The organism is SAR86 cluster bacterium, assembly GCA_029268615.1.
In the GTDB taxonomy this organism is placed as follows: domain Bacteria; phylum Pseudomonadota; class Gammaproteobacteria; order Magnimaribacterales; family Magnimaribacteraceae; genus JAQWNM01.
Genome location: JAQWNM010000016.1, coordinates 1 through 19,702, shown reverse-complemented (window position 1 = coordinate 19,702; position 19,702 = coordinate 1). Strand labels below are relative to the sequence as shown.

Sequence of the window (19,702 nt, the reverse complement as noted above, 5' to 3'; positions counted from 1 at the left end):
TTTAATGCTATATTCAACTTCCCAATCAATAACAAATAAATAATGCATTCTAGGACGGAAGAGTTCTTAAGCGATCCTGTATTACCTTTACTGGTAAGAATGTCTGCTCCGAATACAATTGCTTTTTTTGTACAAGCCATTGTTGTGCTTACAGAGGTTTGGTTTATCAGTAAACTTGGAACTACCTCTTTAGCTGCAGTAGCTTTAGCCTTTCCAATAATAATGCTAACTCAGCAGATGGCATTTGGAGCTCTTGGTGGAGCAGTAACATCTTCACTAGCCAGAAGTTTAGGAAGTAGAGATAAAGAAAAAGCTGAAAAATTATTATGGCATTCATTAGTAATAGCAAGTTGTGGAGGTTTGCTCTTTTTCTCAATATTTCTTATTGGAGGAGAAATTTTGCTCGGGGTTCTAGGGGGATCAGGGTTATTATTAGAAGAATCACTTTCTTATTGCTTGATCTTTTTATCTGGAGCCGTACTAATTTGGTTATCAGGGACTTTAAGCGCAGCTCTAAGAGGCATGGGAAATATGCGTTTTCCTGCTCTGGTTATGATAATAGGTTCTGGAATCCAGATAACTCTTGGTGGAGGTTTAATTCTTGGATGGTTTGGTATGCCTAAATTGGGTTTAGTTGGCGCTCCTTTATCTGCAATATTCACTGGAGCTTTCACAGCACTCTTGATGGTTTTAAAACTTTTGCATACCTCTAGTGAAGTTCAATTAAGGCTCTCCCAATTATCTTTTAAAAAAGAGTTATTTAGTGATATTTTTAGTGTTGCTCTACCAGCATCTTTGGCACCTATATTTACAGTAGGAACAATTCTTGTACTTACTGGCCTTGTTGGTCAGTTTGGAGATTCAGCGCTTGCCGGATATGGAATAGGCTCAAGAATTGAATTTTTGATGATTCCATTAGTTTTCGGTATAGGGTCTGCTATGACAACTATGGTAGGTACAAATATAGGTGCAAAAAAAATAGAAAGGGCTGAAAAGATAGGCTGGGTTGGCGGTTCATTTGCTGGAATATTTTCAGGAATAATAGGTCTAATTCTTGCTTTGACTTCTAATCATTGGATACATTTTTTTGCAACTGATCAAGCCACTTATTTAGTGACCAAACAATACATTGAGATAGTAGGACTATGCTTTGCATTTCAAGGTTTGGGGTTATCTCTTTACTTTGCTTCACAAGGAGCAAACGCAATGAGATGGCCTATATTAGCTACAACTGCAAGATTTGCAGTTGCCGCTATAGGTGGATGGGTCTCTGTAAACTACTTATCAAGTGGTCTTGTAGGTGTGTTTTATTCAGCTGCCACAGCTATGACTCTCTTTGGCTTAATGCTAGTAATCTCTCTAAAAATGGGAGCATGGAGAAACTCTTAGCAGCAATAAATTTCTTACTTCTTCTGCTTAGCTCTTATTAATTCAGGATTATCTTAATTTACTTACTAACTTTAATGATATCTAAGCTTTCTTTAATTATTTTAGATTAGTTACAGATTTACAAGATCTAATTCTTTCATACCAAACTGGTACTTCCCTCTTTTTCCATACACTAAAATGCGCTTTCTCTCCAATGTAGAATTGCTGATAGGCGATTACTGAATCTTCACACTTATACTCATCAGGCATACATTGAGGTGGTTGTCTGAAATCCTTATCATTTGGAATATTCGTTGGAGGAACTCTTAAAATATCTCTCAACTGTTTGTCAGTAGTGTGTATTTTTGAATACCTAAAAGTATATTCATCAGATAAGGCTTCAAACAATTTGTAAAGCCAATCATAATGAGGTTTATTTTCTCTAGTCCAAACAGTACTTGGATGGTTCAAATGAGCTCTCTTATACATTGATAAGTCATCAGCTCTCTTATCCCCATCCAATTCTCTGTGGGCTGTAGATAACATTTGGGCATATTCCAATATCATCTTGACACAATGTTTATCATTGTGCTCTTTAGCGGCTATCTTAGGATCCTGATTTAAATAAAAAATATTCAATTTATTATAGTCATACTATTTAAATTCATGATTTTACTTAAAAGTTTAAATTAAATCTTACTCCATAATTTCTGCCAGCTAAAGGTACCTCGTTCTTTACAAAAGATGTGTGGTTTCTAGCTACCTCATCTAAAAGGTTATTCCCAAATATTATTAAATCTAATTTAGTTCCCGCGCTAAGACTAAATCCTTTGCTTAACTTCAGATCTAACATTTCGTAACCCTCTGTTGATGTCTCATTTAAACCAACATCTTCTTGCTTATCTACATCCTTCAAAGCAAGTTTGAGTTCAAGATCATTTTCTGAATAACTTACAGAATAGATATTTCTTGCAGGTACGATTCTGGGAATATTGTTACTATCATCAAATTTTCCAGATACTGAATCACGGCCAAAAGATAAACTAAGTTCGCCTTCTGCTAATGGTAAAACTACACCAAACTCAAACTCATAACCATCAAATTCAGCATTCTTTTGAAGGTAATTTGCTAAGATTAAATCTTCATGATGCTCATCTTCATGGTGCTCTTCCTGATCCTCTTCCGTTTCATCTAAAAGATAAATGTAGTTATCTACATCATTCTTAAAAAAAGTTAGGGAGCCAAAAATTCCATTATTTTCATAATTAAAGGTCAAATCAATATTATTGGATTCCTCAGATTCTAAATTAGTATTGCCAATCTCAAATCTTCCTGTTGTAAGGTGAGGTCCATTCATAAAGAGCTCAACTGCCGAAGGTGCTCTTTCTACAATAGACATACCTAAATTTATATCTAAGAAATCATTAATATCTTTCCCGAAACTTAGAGCAAAGCTTGTATTATTAATATCTCTATTAAAGTACTCCATTTCATGCCCCTCTTCTTCGTTATCTTCTTTATGAGATACTGAACCTTTTCTACTCAATTTGTCATGTCTTATGCCAAGATCTAAATGGAATAGATCTAGCTTTTTACTAATATAGTAGCCGAAAGTTTTTTCTTCATTGTTTGAAGGGTTCATATAAGCTTCAGCGCCAATTATTAAAATATCTTCTTTTACAAAATTGATAACAACTTTCTGTGAAAATGAATCATTGGTAAGATCAAAAATAGCGCCGTATTCTTTTGCATTATTCTTAAAAAGGGTAGGTCCTTCTTCGTGCTCCTCTTCTCCTTCAGCATGCTGCTCAGTTAAGGAATAATCACTATCTCTGAAGTAGTAATCCACTTGTTTTAAGGAACTGTTATTAAATATATAAGAACCTTCTAAATTAAAAACGTCAGAATTTGTAGTGGAAAAGATCCTTTCCTCTTCATACTCCTCTTCCTCATGACCTTCTTCACCTTCATGCTCTACGTGTTCTTCATGTTCTTCATGTTCTTCTCCATGAAAAGGGATTCCATAAAGACTTTCAATGTTATTGAAAGAAACTCCTATATAGCCCCAATCTCCGGTTTTAGATATTCCAAATCTCTTGGGAGTAGATTCATAATCAGAGTTAGATAGGTATCCCAAGTCTTCTTCATGCTCATCTTCAGTATGAAGGATAGCTCCATGAGGAACATCAAAGTTTCCAAATTGTGAATCTTTATAAGCTAAACTAATATTAAGTCCACCCAAATTATTTTGATAAGAAAAATTCTGAGAGTTGCCATCATTTACAGACTGACCTTCTAGCCCTATCCTTAAATCTGAACTTAGGAAATCTTTTCTAGCAATTGTGTTATCAACTAAATTTACTATTCCTCCAATAGTTCCTTTTGAATATAAAAGCGAAGATGGGCCTCTTACAACCTCAACTTGTTGAATATTATTCAAATCAACATCATTAATATGATCTGCACCAAGACCCGACACATCTCTAACTACCATTCCATTATTGAGAACTTTTACTCTATTTCCAGACATGCCTCTAATGATGGGTTGTCCCACTCCTGGCCCATAGTCTGTTGATGCGACTCCTAAGAGATTGTCTAATGACTCTCCCAAACTTTGGATAGATTGAGAAATTTCTTCCCCTTTGACAACATGCAAAGGGTTCTCTATTTCATTTAATTTTTGATCTATAAAAGAAGAAGTCACCAATACCTCCTCAATCTCGTCTGCGAATATACTTTTTGTAATGAGTGCACTAATTACTAAAAGTGCATATTTTAAGTTTTTCATAATACCTCCTATGAAATTTAAAATTTAAAAATATAAAGAATTTAAATTTTAGGAGGTGCTCTAGAATAAAAGTTTTTGGAGTTAAACGAAAAAAGATTTTCACTTATCTTAATCTTTATAAGATTAGTATGAAAAACTTGATCTACAAATATATTTGATTGAACTGGTTCTGAAAATTCAATATTACAAAAGTGACATTCAATATTAGAACTTTGATCACCAGAGTAATCATGGTGGATAGGGTCCAAGGCTGCAAAAGTTACAAAAATCAACCCTGCTAAAATAATTAAATTTCTTTTCTTGAACAAATTCACAGGCGCATTCTCGTTTATTTTAATATTTTAAACAATGTGTTTTTATCTCAGAAAGGTCTAATATTTATATTTAATTATTCTACGTAAGAGAAAGTTAAGCTAATATCAGCTTCAGCCCAGGCCTTTTCCCATTTTTTTAAAACATTATTAGCCTCAACTGTTTTATTCTGAGCAACCAAAGATTGATGCAAGCCAAATAGAGACCAGCCATTATTCTGATTCCAAAGCAAATCTTGCCTATAAATTTCTTCAGCTTGAACAGGTTGATTAGATTTTAATAAGGCAGCTCCTAAATAATGACGCATTGGTTGTGCCCAATCTGGAGGTTCGGTGTAATTATTTTTATCTTCAATCTCTATTCCAGTACGAAATGCTTTAATAGCTCCAGGTAAATCTCCTTGGGACATTAGAATTTCTCCTTCAAGACCAAAAGCTGCCAATCTTAAAACTGCAGATGCAGGAGTTGCGCCAACCCTATACTTGTCTGCATCAGGAGCTTGAGCAATTGCTTGTAATTTATCTAACTCTTCTAAAGCTGCATCCATATTTCCCATAGCTAAATAAGCACTGCCTAGTGAATAAGACCAAATTCCATCAAGGTAAGGAGTACCTTGATAATCTGGAGTTAGGTTAAGAAGCTCGCCCCATTTACCAAATATTTTGAGTACAAGCCAAGGAGCTGAAACACGCTTCTGACCTTGCATTATCATAACCCTTTCATCTGTTATTCTATTGGCCATTTGCCAAGCTGCTTCAATTGCAGTTTTATAATTACCCTGTACGGTGGCTGCATACCGAATGAAATCAAGTGCATGTCCAGCATGAATACGATGAGATAAAGGATAGGTTCCAATATTTGGCAGAGGTAGATCTCCCCATATTTTAGCTAACTGCCTATCAACCTCCTGAGAACGAATATTGTTTTCTATAGCTTTTCCATATTGACCAACACGCACATAAATATGCGCTGGCATATGAACAACATGACCAACAATTGGAACTGTTTCTTCAAGTGAATTAGCAGATAAAAGAGCTCGTTCCGGATTACTAGAGGCTTCAATTAAGTGAATATGCAAGTGAAGTACACCTGGGTGAGACAAATCTTTTGACATAACATACTCTAAGGCTTGGGCAACAGGAATAGTCTCAGATTTTGGGTTACCTTTATTATCCCAATAGTCCCATCTTCTAATTGACATATAACTTCCAGCATACAATGCTGCTATATCAGGATCATTTGGATACTCTTTATTTAATTTTCGCATCTCAGATAAGTAAGCTTGATCGCGATCTCTTGGATCCTGTATAGATTCTGCATCATAGAATACATACATCGCTTTAATAATTTTTGCTTCTAGTGGCGTGGCAAGCTCAATTCTTTCCAAAGCTTTTCTGATCGCTTTAAGACCCTCTCCTTTAGGATCATCTGGCATTCTTGCATAACGAGAGTTTGGATTTGGTCCCATCGCATGCGCCATCCCCCAAAAAGGCATGGGATGATCAGGATCCAAGCGTGAAGCTTCTTGATAGGAGGCAATAGATTCTGGAAAATAAAAACCCCAAGCAAGACGCAATCCTTGATCAAAAAAGGCTTGGGCCTTAGTGTTGTTTGTTGAGATTTTCCGACTGTAAGTGCCACTCCCTGGAATTAAAACAGCATGAACTTGATCCTCTTCATTCAATGTTGAACTTTGATTTCCACAACCTAAAAATAAAATTATTAAGGCACTGGTGCAAAAAAAATTCTTAAGCATATATATTCCTCCTGAAAGCGTAGATAGATAAAGTACTATTCCTTGGCAATGTTGACATTCATATCAAGGTTAAAAAATCCTCTTTGTTAAAACCTGACAGCTAATTTATATAACTAAGCATCATCTTATCAAATAATTTATCAGACAAAATTTTGCGCATAAAAAGCATGACTCTGGATGAACTACCTATTACATATCGGGTTTTAGGTTTGGCTGACAGAGAAGCTTTTAAAATAATATCAGCTACAAGGGAGGGCTCTGAAGCTTTACCATCAAACTTCTCTAACATATCTATATGTTTCTTGACCAGATCTCCATAGGCAGTATTACCAGAAGTTTTGAGCATATTTTCACGAGCTATCTTGCTCCATTCTGTTTTAATTGCCCCAGGTTGAATAACAATGACATCAATATTGAATTGTTTTAGTTCCATTCGTAAAGAGTCACTTAGGCCTTCAACTGCATATTTTGATGCATGATACCAACATCCATGGGGTTCACCGAGCTTACCGCCAATAGAAGACACATTAATAATTTTACCTTGACCTCTTTCACGCATACTTTTAAGAACAAGTTGAGTTAAACGTGCCAAACCAAAGATATTAACTTCGAATTGATGTCTAGCTTCTTGCATAGCTACATCTTCTAAAGAACCGTATGAGCCATAACCTGCATTATTAATTAGAGCATCAATTCTTCCTTCTTTTGATAAGATCTTATCCACACCATCTTTCATGGATTCATCAGACCTAACATCTAAATTTAACGCGTGGATTCCTCTAGCTTCCAATACTTTCATTTTTTCTATTCGTCTGGCACCGGAATAAACTTCCCAACCCGCATCTTTAAACTTTTGAGAAGCAACTTCTCCAATACCTGATGAAGCTCCTGAAACTAGTACAACTTTCTTAGAATTCATTCTTTACTCCTTATTATTTCTATTTGTGATTTTATTAATTTATAAATTCCTTATACAAATTGCTCAAAATTTATGGGGTCATTTAAATTGATATTTTTACTTACTGTTGGCATTGGATATTTAAGTCCGCTAGCGCAATTAAAAAGAACTACCTGTTCATCAGGACTAATAATTTTCTTCTCAATTGCTAATTGATAACCGGCTGCAGTAGCCGCTCCCTCAGGACATAATAGTAACCCATCTTCTTTAGCTATATGATCTCTTACCTTGATTATGTGATCATCGTCAACCCCTAGGGCAGAACCGTTTGAATCCCTAATGGCTTTTAATATTAAAAAATCACCTATGGCTGCCGGAACTCTTATACCTGAAGCAATAGTATAAGCATCTTCCCATAAATAAGCATGATCTAGGCCCTCATTAAATGCTCTTACTATTGGAGCACATCCATTAGACTGAACTGCTATCATCTTTGGCAGTCTTCCTGTTAGCCAACCTAACGCTTTTAACTCTTGAAAAGCTTTCCACATACCTATTAAACCGGTACCACCCCCAGTTGGATAAATAATAGCTTCTGGTAACTTCCAATTCATTTGTTCTACCAATTCAAATCCCATGGTTTTTTTTCCTTCAATCCTGTATGGCTCTTTTAGTGTAGAAACATCAAACCAGCCAGCTTTCTCTTTCCCTTCAAGGACAATTTTTCCACAATCATTGATTAATCCATTGACCAAATAGGTATCCGCTCCTTGAAGTTGAATCTCTCGAATATTGATCTCAGGTGTATCATCTGGACAAAAAACGGTTGCCTTCATCTTTGCTTGTTTGGCATATGCCGCCAAAGCAGCGCCAGCATTTCCATTTGTTGGAATAGCAAGATGCTTGAGTCCGAATTGATGAGCCATTGAAACTGCGACTGCTAGGCCTCTTGCCTTAAATGAGCCTGTTGGTAACCTACCTTCATCTTTAACTATAATATTTCCGATCTTGCCACCAATATATGAGGCGCTAACTTGCAATGGAATTAATGGAGTCATCACCTCTCCTAGAGAAATTAGGGATGACTCATGAGAAACAGGCAATAATGCTTGGTATCTCCAAAAACCAGGTTTCGAACTAACACACCACTCATCTTTACTTAAGTCGCGCTTAATTTGTTCAAGATCATAACGAACCAACAAAGGCTTACCACAACTAGATAGCCCATGAATTTTATCCGCAGGATAAGATTCACTAGTAACTGAACATTCTAAATTAGTTACATAGTTTTTCATTTAATAAAATTAAAGGATGTTTTAACTATAAAAAGATTCAAAATACTCTTCCCTCTGGTCTTTGAACATTCCAACAGTCTCATCCATAAATCTATTTCTATCTTCCCTCTTGTTAAAAACCCAAATACAAAAAGTATTTTCACTATGATAAATTGCTTTTAATTCGTCATTGATATTAAAAAGCTCTTTTGGAATTTCTGTTTTTATACAAATCATTTTTTACCTAAATTAATAAGAGTTTTAAAAAATTCTATAGTCTCTAACTCACTTACAGCATTTAAATCTTTACTAGTTCCATAATTACTATTTGCTGATAGCTTAACTATCACCATTTTAGATTCTGGAGATACGTAGATGAACTGGTTATAGACACCAATTGCAGAAAAATCACCACTTAGATCTGGTACCCACCATTGATATCCATAACCTAATGGAAAATCTGATAACGGGTTACTTCCTGGCATGAGATGAGGTGCATCTGGTTTAATGGACGCATTTACCCAATCTCTTGGAATAATCTGTTTACTATTTATGATCCCTCCAAGTCTGTAGAGTTCTCCAAGTTTGGCATAATCACGAGCCGTGGCATTAAATCCAGCATAAACCATCTCCATATTTTTTGAATCTAATAACCAATACCCACTATCCTGGACTCCCATAGGATGCCATAACATTTCTTCCATATACTTTGTTATAGAAGTCTTAGTTGCTTCTCTTAAAAGCATGCCCAATACTTGAGTATCTGTGGAGTTATATCGATTAAAAGACCCTGGTTTTAATTCTTTTTCTAAACTTGCTGTAAATTCATCTAAAGATCCGCCCACGGCAAATATTTTGGAAGAGCGATTAATATCTGAATTAGGATCACTGTAATCTTCATTCCATGAAGCTCCTGAGGACATTTGCAGAATATCTTTTATTTGAACATTTTCATAAGCAGATTCTTTTAACTGTGGGACATAATCTGTTACTTCATCATTGATACTTTTAATATACCCCTGATCAATAGCAATGCCAATGAGAGCTGAAATAAAACTCTTCGCAACAGACATAGATAGCCAGTGCACCCTTTCCCCTCCTGTAAGCCAGTAATTCTCATAACTAATTTTTCCATCCTTAAGTATTACCAGTGCAGAGGTGTCAGTTCTAGAGAGATAGTCGTTTACGTTGACTAACTTATCTTTAAATACAAAATTAGAAGGAAGTTCTAAGGGATTTCCTTTTTTAAATACTAAAGGTTTATTTGAAGGAGATAATTTGCTTGTAGGAAAAATTTCATAAACTCTATTGAAATTCTCATACTGCTCTTCGCCAGTAAATAATGAACTTACAAAAATTAATCTCTCTTCATTGATATCATTAGAGCACGCAAATACAAACATAGAAAAAATAATTATTATCGTATAGCTTTTCATTCTCATATTTTTATCTTTAATATTGCCATCCAATATTAGCCTAATTGAAGAACCTTATAAATGGCAGTTTGAATAGTAAAGTTCTTTAATTGTTGAAATTTATCCATGCTTTTCTATTAGAGAATATGCCCAATCTACTATTTTTGGATTCTCTTCAGCATTTAAGATAAATTCTTGTCCAAACCCCTTATAGAAAATCCTATACTCTTCTTCATCTTGCCATTTGAGTCTGTTTAAAAATAGTTTTTCTGAATTTGCAAAATACTCTTTAGGAAGCTTCCATCTTGATCTTGTCTTTCTTTTTTCAGTAAGAATCAAATCTTCATGGGTATATTTAAACAACCCATGCCCTTTAATAAATTTATTTTTCTTAAAGATATCTAGATTTCTTTTTCCAACATAAATAGTATTATTTTTATATCTTGATGTATCTCCGTATCCATGCGGATGCTCAATATTTGCTTCTTTCAAAAAGGATTTGATTTCTTTTGAGCCCTCAATAACTTGTTCGATTTGTAGCCATCCAAAAAGATGATGTAAATCATCCCCCTTATTACGAAAATTTCTAAACCATCCAAAAAATAAGAATAAATCTCCTGAACTTACTCTATTGTTTTTTAATTCTGTTTGGGATGATCTCGCCTGTCCAAAAATACCTATATCCTCATTAAGCATAGGATCGAAATGGCAATAGTCATAAGGAGAAAGAGATGTTTGAGTTTCTTTTAATAAATGAGCTCCTGATATTCCATCAAAATTTAAATCTTTATACCTTTTAGGAGATGGAAAATTTTGAGGGATGGGTAGAGAAAAAATTCTTCCATCTTCTAGGATTGGAGAAGCGCTTCCTCCTGCTTTAGCATCAAAACCTTTTCTGCTAAGTATTAGTCTTTTCACTTCTTCTCTACTCTGATCACTCAATTGCAACAGATTTTATTCTAATAACTCTTGTCCTTTATATTTATTTACTCCTTGATGGCTTGTGCCATATTCAGGAATCTAAACCAGAAATAACTTTAAGAAAATTTTATTAAAAGAAATATCTTTACTCACCTTCCGCTATAGGAATGACTTGTTCACCAAATTCACTAAGTCTATCAAGGCCTCCATCTCCAGCAAAGAAAAATGCCGGTACCATAATTCTGTCAACACCTGCCTCTATCATTTCTTGGACACCTGCTTTGGGATCAGCCATTTGAGTTCCAAAAATTGCATTAATCTTAATAGCTTCCGGATCTCTACCATTTGATTCACAAGCCTTTTTAACTCTAGAAATTAAATCCTTCAGACGATCAATATTTCCTTCTCCAGGAAAATAAGCGTCTGCTATCCTGGCAGCACGAGCTATAGCAGCATCTGTGTCCCCACCAACAATAATAGGAATTTCTCCATTTACCGGCCTTGGACTGCATGTTACTTTACCAAAGTCGATAAAATCACCATGAAATTCTACATGAGGTTCTTTCCATAGCGCTCTCATGGCTTCTATGTATTCATCATTTCTTGCACCCCTTCTTTCCCATGGGACACCCAGCGCTTCAAACTCCTCCTTAAGCCAACCTACTCCTAATCCTAACTCTAAGCGGCCGCCAGATAATTGATCTAAAGTTGCTAACTCCTTCGCAAGAATCAAAGGATTTCTTTGAGGCACTATTAGAATACAGGTACCAAGACGAAGGTTTGGAGCAGCTGCTGCTGCAAAGCTTAACCAAATAAGCGGATCAGGAATAGGAGTGTCTGGTTCAGCAGGAATCTTGCCATCTTCTGTGTAGGGGTATTTTGAATAAATCTCATCAGGAAGAATAACATGCTCCCCACACCATAAAGACTCAAAGCCTGCTGCCTCAGCTCTTCGACAAATTTCTAACGTTGTTGCTCCATCAAAAGCGACACTACTAGCAAAAGCCAACCCTACTTTCATAACTTTCCCCTATTTAAAATTTTTCTGACCCATTTCTTAAATTTTCCTTGTCCGATAATAGCTGAAATGAGGGACAATCAAAAATTATTCTCGCTCAATAACTAAGTATCTTAAAGAGATTTATTACTCCTTTCCACCTACCTTTTTATTCTTATAATATCCCATAAAAGCAATATATGTTTGTATTAAGTTAGCAATAACAAAGGCATATAAATCAACAAAAATAAATACTGAAGCACCAGCGAATCTACTGAGACCTGTAAGTATATAACCATTTAATCTTGTTTCATGTTTTACAGAACTAACTAAATATAAACTCAGAATACTTAATACTAGAATTACCCATTGGCCATACTGAAGATAATTTTCTATCATGGATTTACCTCTCTAAATTATTGATGTTTTTTTAAACTTAATTTTGACTAATCTATATCCTTAAAACTTTTGTTTTTGTATTTTTTTAATTACTGCCTCTATGTAAAGTGAGGTTATTTTTTTTTGTCAACTACATTATAGGCTGGTCTAGTTACTGAGAAAGCCCAATAAAAAAATAAAAACTGAAATATAAGTCGAACATAGAGAAAAATAACAGGAACATCAGGAAATGCCTCGGGTGTAATTGCCATATAGATATTAGCAGGGTAAACGGCAACTAGGAGAGCTACTAATCCCCAGCCTGCTATTTTTCGTAGGCGTGGAATCAAAACACAAACACCTCCGAGAACCTCAAAAAAACCACTGATATAAACAGCCTCTTTATGTAATGGAAAAGCTGGAGGCATAATTGACATATAAAATTCTGGATTAACAAAATGATCTACTCCCACGTTGATAAAAAAAACTGCCAATCCTAATAAAACGAGCTTTTTCCACCACCCAGCAGGTAGTTGAAGAAAAGCATAAAAATTAGATATGGTATTCATCTTTATTTATCTCTCCTAAATTATTATTATTTTTTACCCGTTATAACTAAAGTGCCTTCCCAATCTTTATTTTGGTTTGAGCGCCAACTTTTAACTTCATTTAATCCAGCCATTTTGAAAATCTCAACCCATTCTAATTCTTTTAGCATAAGCATTCGAGTGCCTACTTTTTCTTGCCAGGAATGAGAATCTGCATTTTCAAAATAATGATCTAACCCTACAATCAATCTACCATCTTTATTAAGCCAAGAATCTGAGATTCTTTTTACTACTTCGTAAGGATCTTCTAAATAATATAATACTTCCATAGAATGGATAAGATCGAACTTTTCTGGCGAATTATAATAATCAATGTTTGCGAGGATATATTCTGCATCACTGCCTCTTGATTGAGCATTAGCGATCATCTGCTTAGCACCATCAATGCCTACTGACCTAGTGCACAATATATTGCTGATAACATTACGAACTACCCAGCCATTTCCGCAACCCAAATCTAAAAAACTAAACTTTTTACTAATATTTGATCTTTCTTTTAGTGAAAAACTTATCATTTCATCAACGGGTATTGCATGAGATCTTTCCATACCTCTATCTTTGCCCTTTTCAGCCCATTCTCCAAAAACATCCGTTGCTTTTTGCATAATTATTTGTCAGCTAGTTTATCAAATATACTAAGTCTTATTGAAGTCAAGATTATAAAATCAGGCAATAGAAGTACAAGCACTGAAGGAAATATTTATTCAACTTATAACAAATTGGTGACTACTTTGCTCCATTCATTTCAGCTGGTAGACAGACCGCCTCAGTGAGATAAAATAAGTAATGGAGAAAATTATGAAATCAGTATGTTTAGTTTTGGGAGCAGGGGCAGGCATCGGAGGGACCGTAGCTGCGAAGTTTGCTAACGAAGGATATCACTCTTGCTTGTGCAGAAGATCTGATCAAGAAGGTTTAGATCGTTTAGTTAAAGGAATTGAAGATGATGGTGGCTCAGCTAATGGATATTTGATTAATGCAATTGAAGATAACGCGCTGGAAGAATTAATTAATTCCATTGAGTCTGACATAGGGCCTATTGAAGTAGTAGTATACAACTTAGGAGCACAAACTGGCATGAAACTCCTAAAAGATACTAGCCATAAGGAATTTGAGTGGGGTTGGAGAATGGCTAGCCTGGGCCTCTTTAGGGTCGCAAAAGTTCTTTGCCCGCTAATGAAAGAAAGGGAGAAAGGCACTATTTTAGTAACTTCGGCAACTGCCGCTATGCGAGGAAACGCTACTCAACATTCTCATGCAGCTGCCATGGGAGCAAGAAGAATGTTGTGCCAATCTTTAAATGCTGAATTTGCCATAAGTGGTATTCATGTCGCCCATATAGTAGTCGATGGAGCAGTAGATGCTCCTGATACTCTTGGTAAAATGCTAGGCCCTGAAATGTATCAAAAATTAAGAGAAACAAAAGGCATGGAAAACGATGGTCTTTTGCTCCCTAAAGAAATTGCGGAAACTTATTTTCATTTAGCTCATCAACATAGATCAGCTTGGACTCATGAATTAGATCTTAGAGCTTTCTCAGATCTAGCTTGGTGGAATCACAGCACAATGCTAGATAATTAATAAACTATAAATTTTTTGATGATTATGTTTTTGAAATAGAGACGTCCTGTTTCTTTTTTATATCGTTTTTTTCCTAGCTATCCATATTTGAGAGTTTACATCTATTTATCTTTTCATCAATCCTATGAGTGATAAGCTAAATTCATAAAAAAGTTCTCTAGATACTGTGGCTATGACATTTTAATAGATATAAAGCACCTTGACTTGGATAAAATTAAAACTATTCTCAGTGAAGCAAAAAATATAGACCATTTTAAATTTTATAGTTTTATACACGGTTATTTTTTCAGTGTATGATTTATTGCATGAACTTGTACAGAATCAAAACTTCTTTTATAGGTTTAAAAAGGCTAGCAACTTTATCAGATGAAGATAAGCAAGGCTGCATTGATGCATATAAGTTTTTTCAAAGCATGCAAGCTGGAGAGGAAACTAAAACCGCGGATGAGACAAAAGCAGTTGCTGCATATTATAAAGTCTTAAATAATATGCTGTCTGTTTTTGATTTAGAGAAGCTATACATTCCACCTCAGTTCAATGATTCTAAAGGCCTATATGACAATCAACTCATCTGTGAACAGGCCTTACTTCAGGAATTAAATCTTCGTAATTCAAAATCATCGCATCTTTTAGATATGGGCTGTGGTAGAGGTCGAATAGCGCATTATCTTGCAACTTTATCAGGCGGAAAAGTATCTGGTTACAATATTGACCCCAATCAAATAGAAAATGCTATTAACTGGGCTGCAGAAACGAATATGAGCGACAGACTTGATTTTAAAGTTGGGGATCATCATGAACCTTTGGCTTATGACTCAGAGTCATTTGATGGCTGTTTTTCAGTACAAGCTGTCTGGCCTTTTTTTAAGAAAGAAGAGCTTGATGATTTCGCTAGAGAAATGTATAGAGTGTTGAAACCCGGCTCTAGATATGCCTGTTCAGAATATTTACTTTCACCATATTTTGACTGGAATAACCAAGAGCATGTTGCTTTGCATAAAACATACTTGCCAACTCTAGCAGCTACACAGTCAATGTATCCGGCAGACGTTTGCGCTGCCTTAGAAAGAGTAGGGTTTAAAATTCTTACTTCTGCGCCTTCAAAAAAACCAGCTTGGCCAATCTGTGAACAAAAAAGAAATCTAATTTTTGGAATCAGGAAGGTTATTCGACTACTTGAGAAATTTAGAATTTTACCTCCCTGGGTAGAAGAATCCCTTGAATTACTGCAAACAGGTGGACAAGCATGGACAGATGCTGAAAAAGCTAAAATTGCAGATTTAAATTGGAGGATTGTTGCTGAAAAGCCAGCAGTTTAATTTAAAGAATTTAATTTTAGAATGTCTTTAAGATCAATAAACTTCTATTCTCTTGTTACACGGTGTGTAATCCTATAAGTATAAAAAGACTCGAAATACTTTTCTCTATAATCTTTAAGCATTCCAGCAATTTCATCCATAAACCTATTTCTATCTTCCTTAGTTTTAAATACCTAAATACATATTGTATCTTTGCTGAGTTAGATAGCCTTCAACTCATCTAGTGATTATACATGGGGTCATATGCTTCGTATTCGCCTGTATACCAATATTTAATGATCTTTTCTGCTGGTTTCCCTCTAATGGATTGTGAGATATTTGGAAAGCCTTCTATTGTTCTAGAGTACTGGTCATCCTCAGGAATAATTGTATCTGATAACCAATAAGCTGTGCTTGCTGTGGTTCCTTTAGTCTCAAACCAAGATTGCTTATCTATTGCTCTTAATATTCCCTCGATGAAGATTGCTTGCGCTGAAAAGTCAGCAGGAACATAGTATTGTAAACATTCATCATAGTAGACTCCTTCATACTCACCAGCAGTACAAAAACCATCTTCTATCCAACCTTTGTTTAAGAATGATGCATGACTTTGAGCAAATAAATTCCATATAACTTTAGGTTGTTGATATGTTGTATATTCCCAGCATGGTTGTTGTGTATTACATGTCCAAGTGTCATTTAATTGGCTAATGTATTCTTCTACACGATCTTCTATTAAGTCTACTGTAGCATTTGCCACTTCGTCCTCGCGAATCAGGTTACCTGGTATGCTGCCAATAATGCCATCAACTTGATCAAATACACGTGAGTCATTCCATAATATGCCTTCGCCTACATAAACTTCACCGTCGAATCTATCCTTAATTTGAGAAACAATTGATCCCATTCTTTCCATATAATAACTTTTAAGTTCATCCCGGATATTTTGATTTGCCTCATTTTCTAGTCCACAGAAACACAACCACATAGCACTCCAGTCTGCTGAAATAGATGCTACATCTAATTCTTGAAGTCTACTTGCTTCACCTAATATATATACTTCATGTGCATCCATTATCTTTTTTAATAAAGGCATATCAACATATGCCATACCATCGAAGGGAAACAGAAAATTATTTTGATCATCTAATGCTAAGAATTGCCATGCATAATGCATATTCATACCTAAGTCTTGTGCAGTTTCTGCAATATATTCTATAACCCAATCACTTAAGTGTTTGCGATCATGATTAATTTGCCAAGTGTCGGCTTGATAATCTTGCCAATAGCCAAAGTTATATACCCATGCAGTATCTACCCCATGTTCTTTTAATTGACGTAAAGTTGTACGATACATTAACTTAACATATTCAGATTCAGTGCAATCTGATATCCAGCTAGCGCCTTTGCTTTCGTAATTATTGTATATCCACTCTACTCCATAATCTTTTAATCCAACTGCTTTTAGATGATTTTCTCTAAACTGATTCTCAGGCATAGGTAGTTCATAATCGCCTAGATATGATTCTTTAATTTTTGCACTGTGTGGATTTATACATGAACCTTCAAAGTCTTCTGAACTTACTGAGACGGTCACACTAGAGGATGCATCTCCACATTTAATAGTAAAAACTTGATCTCCTTGATTTGTCATAGCAAAAGTCTCACTGCCAGATGTTGATTTATCGCCAGACCAATATCCTGAGGCTGAACAAGAAGATGAGTTAGTACTATTCCATGAGACTACCGTGGAATTTCCTAAAAATACATTAGTGAGATCTGCTGATATAGATGCTGTTGCTAAATTGCTGGGGGGAGTTAAATCATTACTGGCACCTCCTCCTCCGCAACTCGATATAATGATTGTCGTAAAAATGATTATTAAAATATAGCTTATGGGTTTAATCATCTTCGTATGAGCCAATCTTCCAAAGAGCTTAAAAATTCTCTCTAATTCGTTTATAACTACTTTGTAACTAAGTGTATCACTCCTCTTGCCCATTTTTGATAGAGTTGATTCCATTTTTTTAAAGTACCTATTGATATTATTGCTATTACAGCCAATAACAACCAACCAGAGTCATTAGGAGCAACTAGAGCAGTGCTGATAATTGCTTCTGCCCAAAGCATTGATTGTAAAATGATAATTTTTGCCGGTGTGTAGTGAATTTACATTTATACACTTACTAAGCTAGACTGCCCTCATGAATCTGCTAAATGACAAGAGTCTTAAATGGAAGCGCTACACCGAGGGGGAAGACTTTGATTACCCCATAGATTACTCTGACGCTATTCTAGATGCGAGAGAAGACGGGCGCTTGGAGATATTAGTTAAGTGGGAACCAAATTGTTATTGTCATTTTCATAGGCATACTGCAGAAATTAGTTCTTTGGTTCTAGAAGGCGAGCTTCATGTCACCGATATCGATATTGAAACTGGAAAAGAGCTTGGTAAGCGAGTAAGAGTTGTGGGAGATTTTGCGCATAAAGAACCAGGTGATGTACACATGGAACAAGGAGGAGCAAACGGAGCGCTAGTTCTCTTTAATATCTATGCTCCTGAAGGCGAAGGCAAAATAGCAGAATCTTTGAAAAAAGATGGAAGCGTAATAAGCACCTCAACCATGGCTAGAATTTCAAGAAAACGTAAATAATTGTGTTTAGTTATTCCCACTCCTAACTAACCCTTAAAGAAGCCCTTATAGCGTATGAGTTTGAGGGACACTAAATTTAGTTTGTTGTGACTTAGTAAGGTTACTTGTCCTCATCTCTTAAGTTTACCTTATAGATAAAGACTCTGCCCTAGTCTTAACTACAAAGTTTGTTATAGTATTTAATTATGTATAAAAGGTTTTCAATAGTTTTGTTTTTTCTCATATTCTTTAACCAAGCAATAGTGACTGAGGATTCTGATTTGGATACTAACTCTATTTATTTAGCATGTGAACAAGGGAAAATTGGGACTTTTGTAGGGAGACAATTTAAACCTGGAAAGTTTTCTATAAACGATCTTTTGCTGGATAAAATAAAATTAAAATTATCTAAGAAAATAGAGAAAAGGATAATAAAAGAAGCTCAAGGAAAAATTCCCTACATAAAAACATATCCGGAATTAAATTTTATATTCTTAGTGCTTGATAAAACCAAAACAGAAATGTGCAGAGAGGATTTGCAGTTCATGGCAGGAGCTAATAAATCTACATACCAGCAAAAAGATGGATGTATAGAAATAGATACTTATCCGGAAAAGTATCGATGGAATCATACCAATAGTGGTTCTTGGGGTTACGAGAAATGGGAAAGAGAATTGAATAGAGATAATATGCACTATTTTGAGTATTACCTAAGAGAATATAATGATGGAGAAGTTTATACTACTATTTCTGAATTAGAGAACTATCAATGCAAATTCTCCAATCTAGAAGAATTTGAACTCATAAAAATGAAGTTAAAAGATTTAGAAGAACCATTTCGTAAAATTAGTGATGCCGAAAAAGAAAGACTTAGATTAATTGAAGAAGAAAAAGCTTCTAAAAGAAAGATTTAAATAGAATCTAATAGTTGAATTATTCAACTTTTCCTAGGGGTTACTTGTTGTGAACTATGCTTACTACTAGCTTGTTGTTAGTTTGTTGTAACTTTTTCTTAAAATATTCAATGAAAACAATAACTTATAAGGTTATAAATTATTCCCACTCAATAGATTACCACTCTCAAACCTACAATCTAAAAGGTTTACAAAAAAGTTTGTATTAACTTTGTAACTTTTTTGTAACTTTTTCATGTAAGGTTTTTGCTCCAAATATAAACCAAACCACAACAAAACCCCACCATAGAGCAAAAAACCAATCGTTTTTTGTTGTTCCATTCCATTCTAACCACTCAAATACTAAGCCTTCCATAAATAAATCAAAAGAAAGTAAAGCAAAGAATCCAAAAACCCAGATTAAAAAAAATGAAAAGGTTTAATGTTTTTCATTCAATTATGAAAAAAATATCATCGATATTGAAAGTAAAAAAATTGCTGATAGATGAGACATGAGATTAATGGAAGACATATTCTCATGGAAAATAAATTTTTTATCTCTAGAAAACTTATATTTTAGAA

Annotated in this window: 21 protein-coding genes; 5 read left to right on the top strand and 16 right to left on the bottom strand. The window is 34.9% G+C overall.

Going from position 1 to position 19,702, the window contains the following annotated elements; all coding sequences use genetic code 11:
* Positions 1 to 42 precede the first annotated feature (42 nt).
* Positions 43 to 1,389, top strand: coding sequence for an MATE family efflux transporter (locus P8J93_08135; protein ID MDG2061765.1), 1,347 nt, complete (start codon positions 43 to 45; stop codon positions 1,387 to 1,389).
* Between the two features lie 96 nt (positions 1,390 to 1,485).
* Here the strand turns inward: P8J93_08135 and P8J93_08130 are convergent, their stop codons facing one another.
* The 13 genes from P8J93_08130 to P8J93_08070 form a co-directional block, all read right to left on the bottom strand.
* Positions 1,486 to 2,007, bottom strand: coding sequence for a pyrimidine dimer DNA glycosylase/endonuclease V (locus tag P8J93_08130; GenBank protein MDG2061764.1), 522 nt, complete (start codon positions 2,005 to 2,007; stop codon positions 1,486 to 1,488).
* Between the two features lie 37 nt (positions 2,008 to 2,044).
* The gene (locus P8J93_08125; protein ID MDG2061763.1) at positions 2,045 to 4,156 is read right to left on the bottom strand and encodes a TonB-dependent receptor; all 2,112 of its coding nucleotides are present in this window, start codon (positions 4,154 to 4,156) and stop codon (positions 2,045 to 2,047) included.
* Between the two features lie 41 nt (positions 4,157 to 4,197).
* On the bottom strand, positions 4,198 to 4,470 hold the full coding sequence (locus P8J93_08120; protein ID MDG2061762.1) for a hypothetical protein: 273 nt from the start codon (positions 4,468 to 4,470) through the stop codon (positions 4,198 to 4,200).
* Positions 4,471 to 4,544: 74 nt separating this feature from the next.
* Positions 4,545 to 6,224 carry a hypothetical protein gene (locus P8J93_08115; protein ID MDG2061761.1) on the bottom strand — a complete coding sequence of 560 codons (1,680 nt, stop codon included), beginning with the start codon at positions 6,222 to 6,224 and terminating at the stop codon, positions 4,545 to 4,547.
* Positions 6,225 to 6,324: 100 nt separating this feature from the next.
* A complete protein-coding gene (locus P8J93_08110) occupies positions 6,325 to 7,143 on the bottom strand; it encodes an oxidoreductase (GenBank protein MDG2061760.1) in 819 nt (272 codons plus the stop codon).
* 50 nt (positions 7,144 to 7,193) lie between these two features.
* Positions 7,194 to 8,417 carry a threonine synthase gene (locus tag P8J93_08105; protein ID MDG2061759.1) on the bottom strand — a complete coding sequence of 408 codons (1,224 nt, stop codon included), beginning with the start codon at positions 8,415 to 8,417 and terminating at the stop codon, positions 7,194 to 7,196.
* Between the two features lie 21 nt (positions 8,418 to 8,438).
* Positions 8,439 to 8,633 (bottom strand): hypothetical protein, encoded by a 195-nt coding sequence (locus tag P8J93_08100; GenBank protein MDG2061758.1) that lies wholly within the window; start codon positions 8,631 to 8,633, stop codon positions 8,439 to 8,441.
* Positions 8,630 to 9,838, bottom strand: coding sequence for a serine hydrolase (locus P8J93_08095; protein MDG2061757.1), 1,209 nt, complete (start codon positions 9,836 to 9,838; stop codon positions 8,630 to 8,632). Before P8J93_08095 ends, P8J93_08100 begins: the two co-directional genes overlap by 4 nt.
* Positions 9,839 to 9,931: 93 nt before the next feature.
* A complete protein-coding gene (locus tag P8J93_08090; GenBank protein ID MDG2061756.1) occupies positions 9,932 to 10,729 on the bottom strand; it encodes a hypothetical protein in 798 nt (265 codons plus the stop codon).
* A gap of 148 nt (positions 10,730 to 10,877) precedes the next feature.
* Positions 10,878 to 11,753, bottom strand: a complete 876-nt coding sequence (locus P8J93_08085; protein MDG2061755.1) for an LLM class F420-dependent oxidoreductase — start codon at positions 11,751 to 11,753, stop codon at positions 10,878 to 10,880.
* Between the two features lie 123 nt (positions 11,754 to 11,876).
* Complete coding sequence (locus P8J93_08080) at positions 11,877 to 12,128, bottom strand: hypothetical protein (protein ID MDG2061754.1); 252 nt, start codon at positions 12,126 to 12,128, stop codon at positions 11,877 to 11,879.
* Positions 12,129 to 12,241: 113 nt separating this feature from the next.
* On the bottom strand, positions 12,242 to 12,676 hold the full coding sequence (locus tag P8J93_08075) for a DoxX family protein (GenBank protein ID MDG2061753.1): 435 nt from the start codon (positions 12,674 to 12,676) through the stop codon (positions 12,242 to 12,244).
* Between the two features lie 26 nt (positions 12,677 to 12,702).
* Positions 12,703 to 13,320, bottom strand: coding sequence for a class I SAM-dependent methyltransferase (locus tag P8J93_08070; protein ID MDG2061752.1), 618 nt, complete (start codon positions 13,318 to 13,320; stop codon positions 12,703 to 12,705).
* A gap of 193 nt (positions 13,321 to 13,513) precedes the next feature.
* Between P8J93_08070 and P8J93_08065 the strand changes: the two genes are divergently transcribed.
* On the top strand, positions 13,514 to 14,296 hold the full coding sequence (locus P8J93_08065; GenBank protein ID MDG2061751.1) for an SDR family NAD(P)-dependent oxidoreductase: 783 nt from the start codon (positions 13,514 to 13,516) through the stop codon (positions 14,294 to 14,296).
* A 305-nt stretch (positions 14,297 to 14,601) separates the two neighbouring features.
* Entirely contained in the window at positions 14,602 to 15,615 is a 1,014-nt protein-coding gene (locus P8J93_08060; protein MDG2061750.1) for a class I SAM-dependent methyltransferase, read from the top strand.
* A gap of 220 nt (positions 15,616 to 15,835) precedes the next feature.
* On the opposite strand, the gene P8J93_08055 is transcribed toward P8J93_08060, so the two are convergent.
* Positions 15,836 to 17,617 (bottom strand): hypothetical protein, encoded by a 1,782-nt coding sequence (locus tag P8J93_08055; protein MDG2061749.1) that lies wholly within the window; start codon positions 17,615 to 17,617, stop codon positions 15,836 to 15,838.
* A complete protein-coding gene (locus tag P8J93_08050; protein ID MDG2061748.1) occupies positions 17,560 to 17,724 on the bottom strand; it encodes a hypothetical protein in 165 nt (54 codons plus the stop codon). The genes P8J93_08055 and P8J93_08050 overlap by 58 nt, the downstream gene beginning before the upstream one ends.
* 74 nt (positions 17,725 to 17,798) lie before the next feature.
* Here P8J93_08050 and P8J93_08045 point away from each other — a divergent pair, with 74 nt between their 5' ends.
* Together P8J93_08045 and P8J93_08040 are read left to right on the top strand one after the other, a co-directional pair.
* Positions 17,799 to 18,248 carry a hypothetical protein gene (locus P8J93_08045; GenBank protein MDG2061747.1) on the top strand — a complete coding sequence of 150 codons (450 nt, stop codon included), beginning with the start codon at positions 17,799 to 17,801 and terminating at the stop codon, positions 18,246 to 18,248.
* Positions 18,249 to 18,433: 185 nt separating this feature from the next.
* Entirely contained in the window at positions 18,434 to 19,141 is a 708-nt protein-coding gene (locus P8J93_08040; GenBank protein MDG2061746.1) for a hypothetical protein, read from the top strand.
* A 205-nt stretch (positions 19,142 to 19,346) separates the two neighbouring features.
* Here P8J93_08040 and P8J93_08035 read toward each other — a convergent pair whose 3' ends face one another.
* The gene (locus P8J93_08035) at positions 19,347 to 19,496 is read right to left on the bottom strand and encodes a hypothetical protein (GenBank protein ID MDG2061745.1); all 150 of its coding nucleotides are present in this window, start codon (positions 19,494 to 19,496) and stop codon (positions 19,347 to 19,349) included.
* Between the last annotated feature and the right edge of the window lie 206 nt (positions 19,497 to 19,702).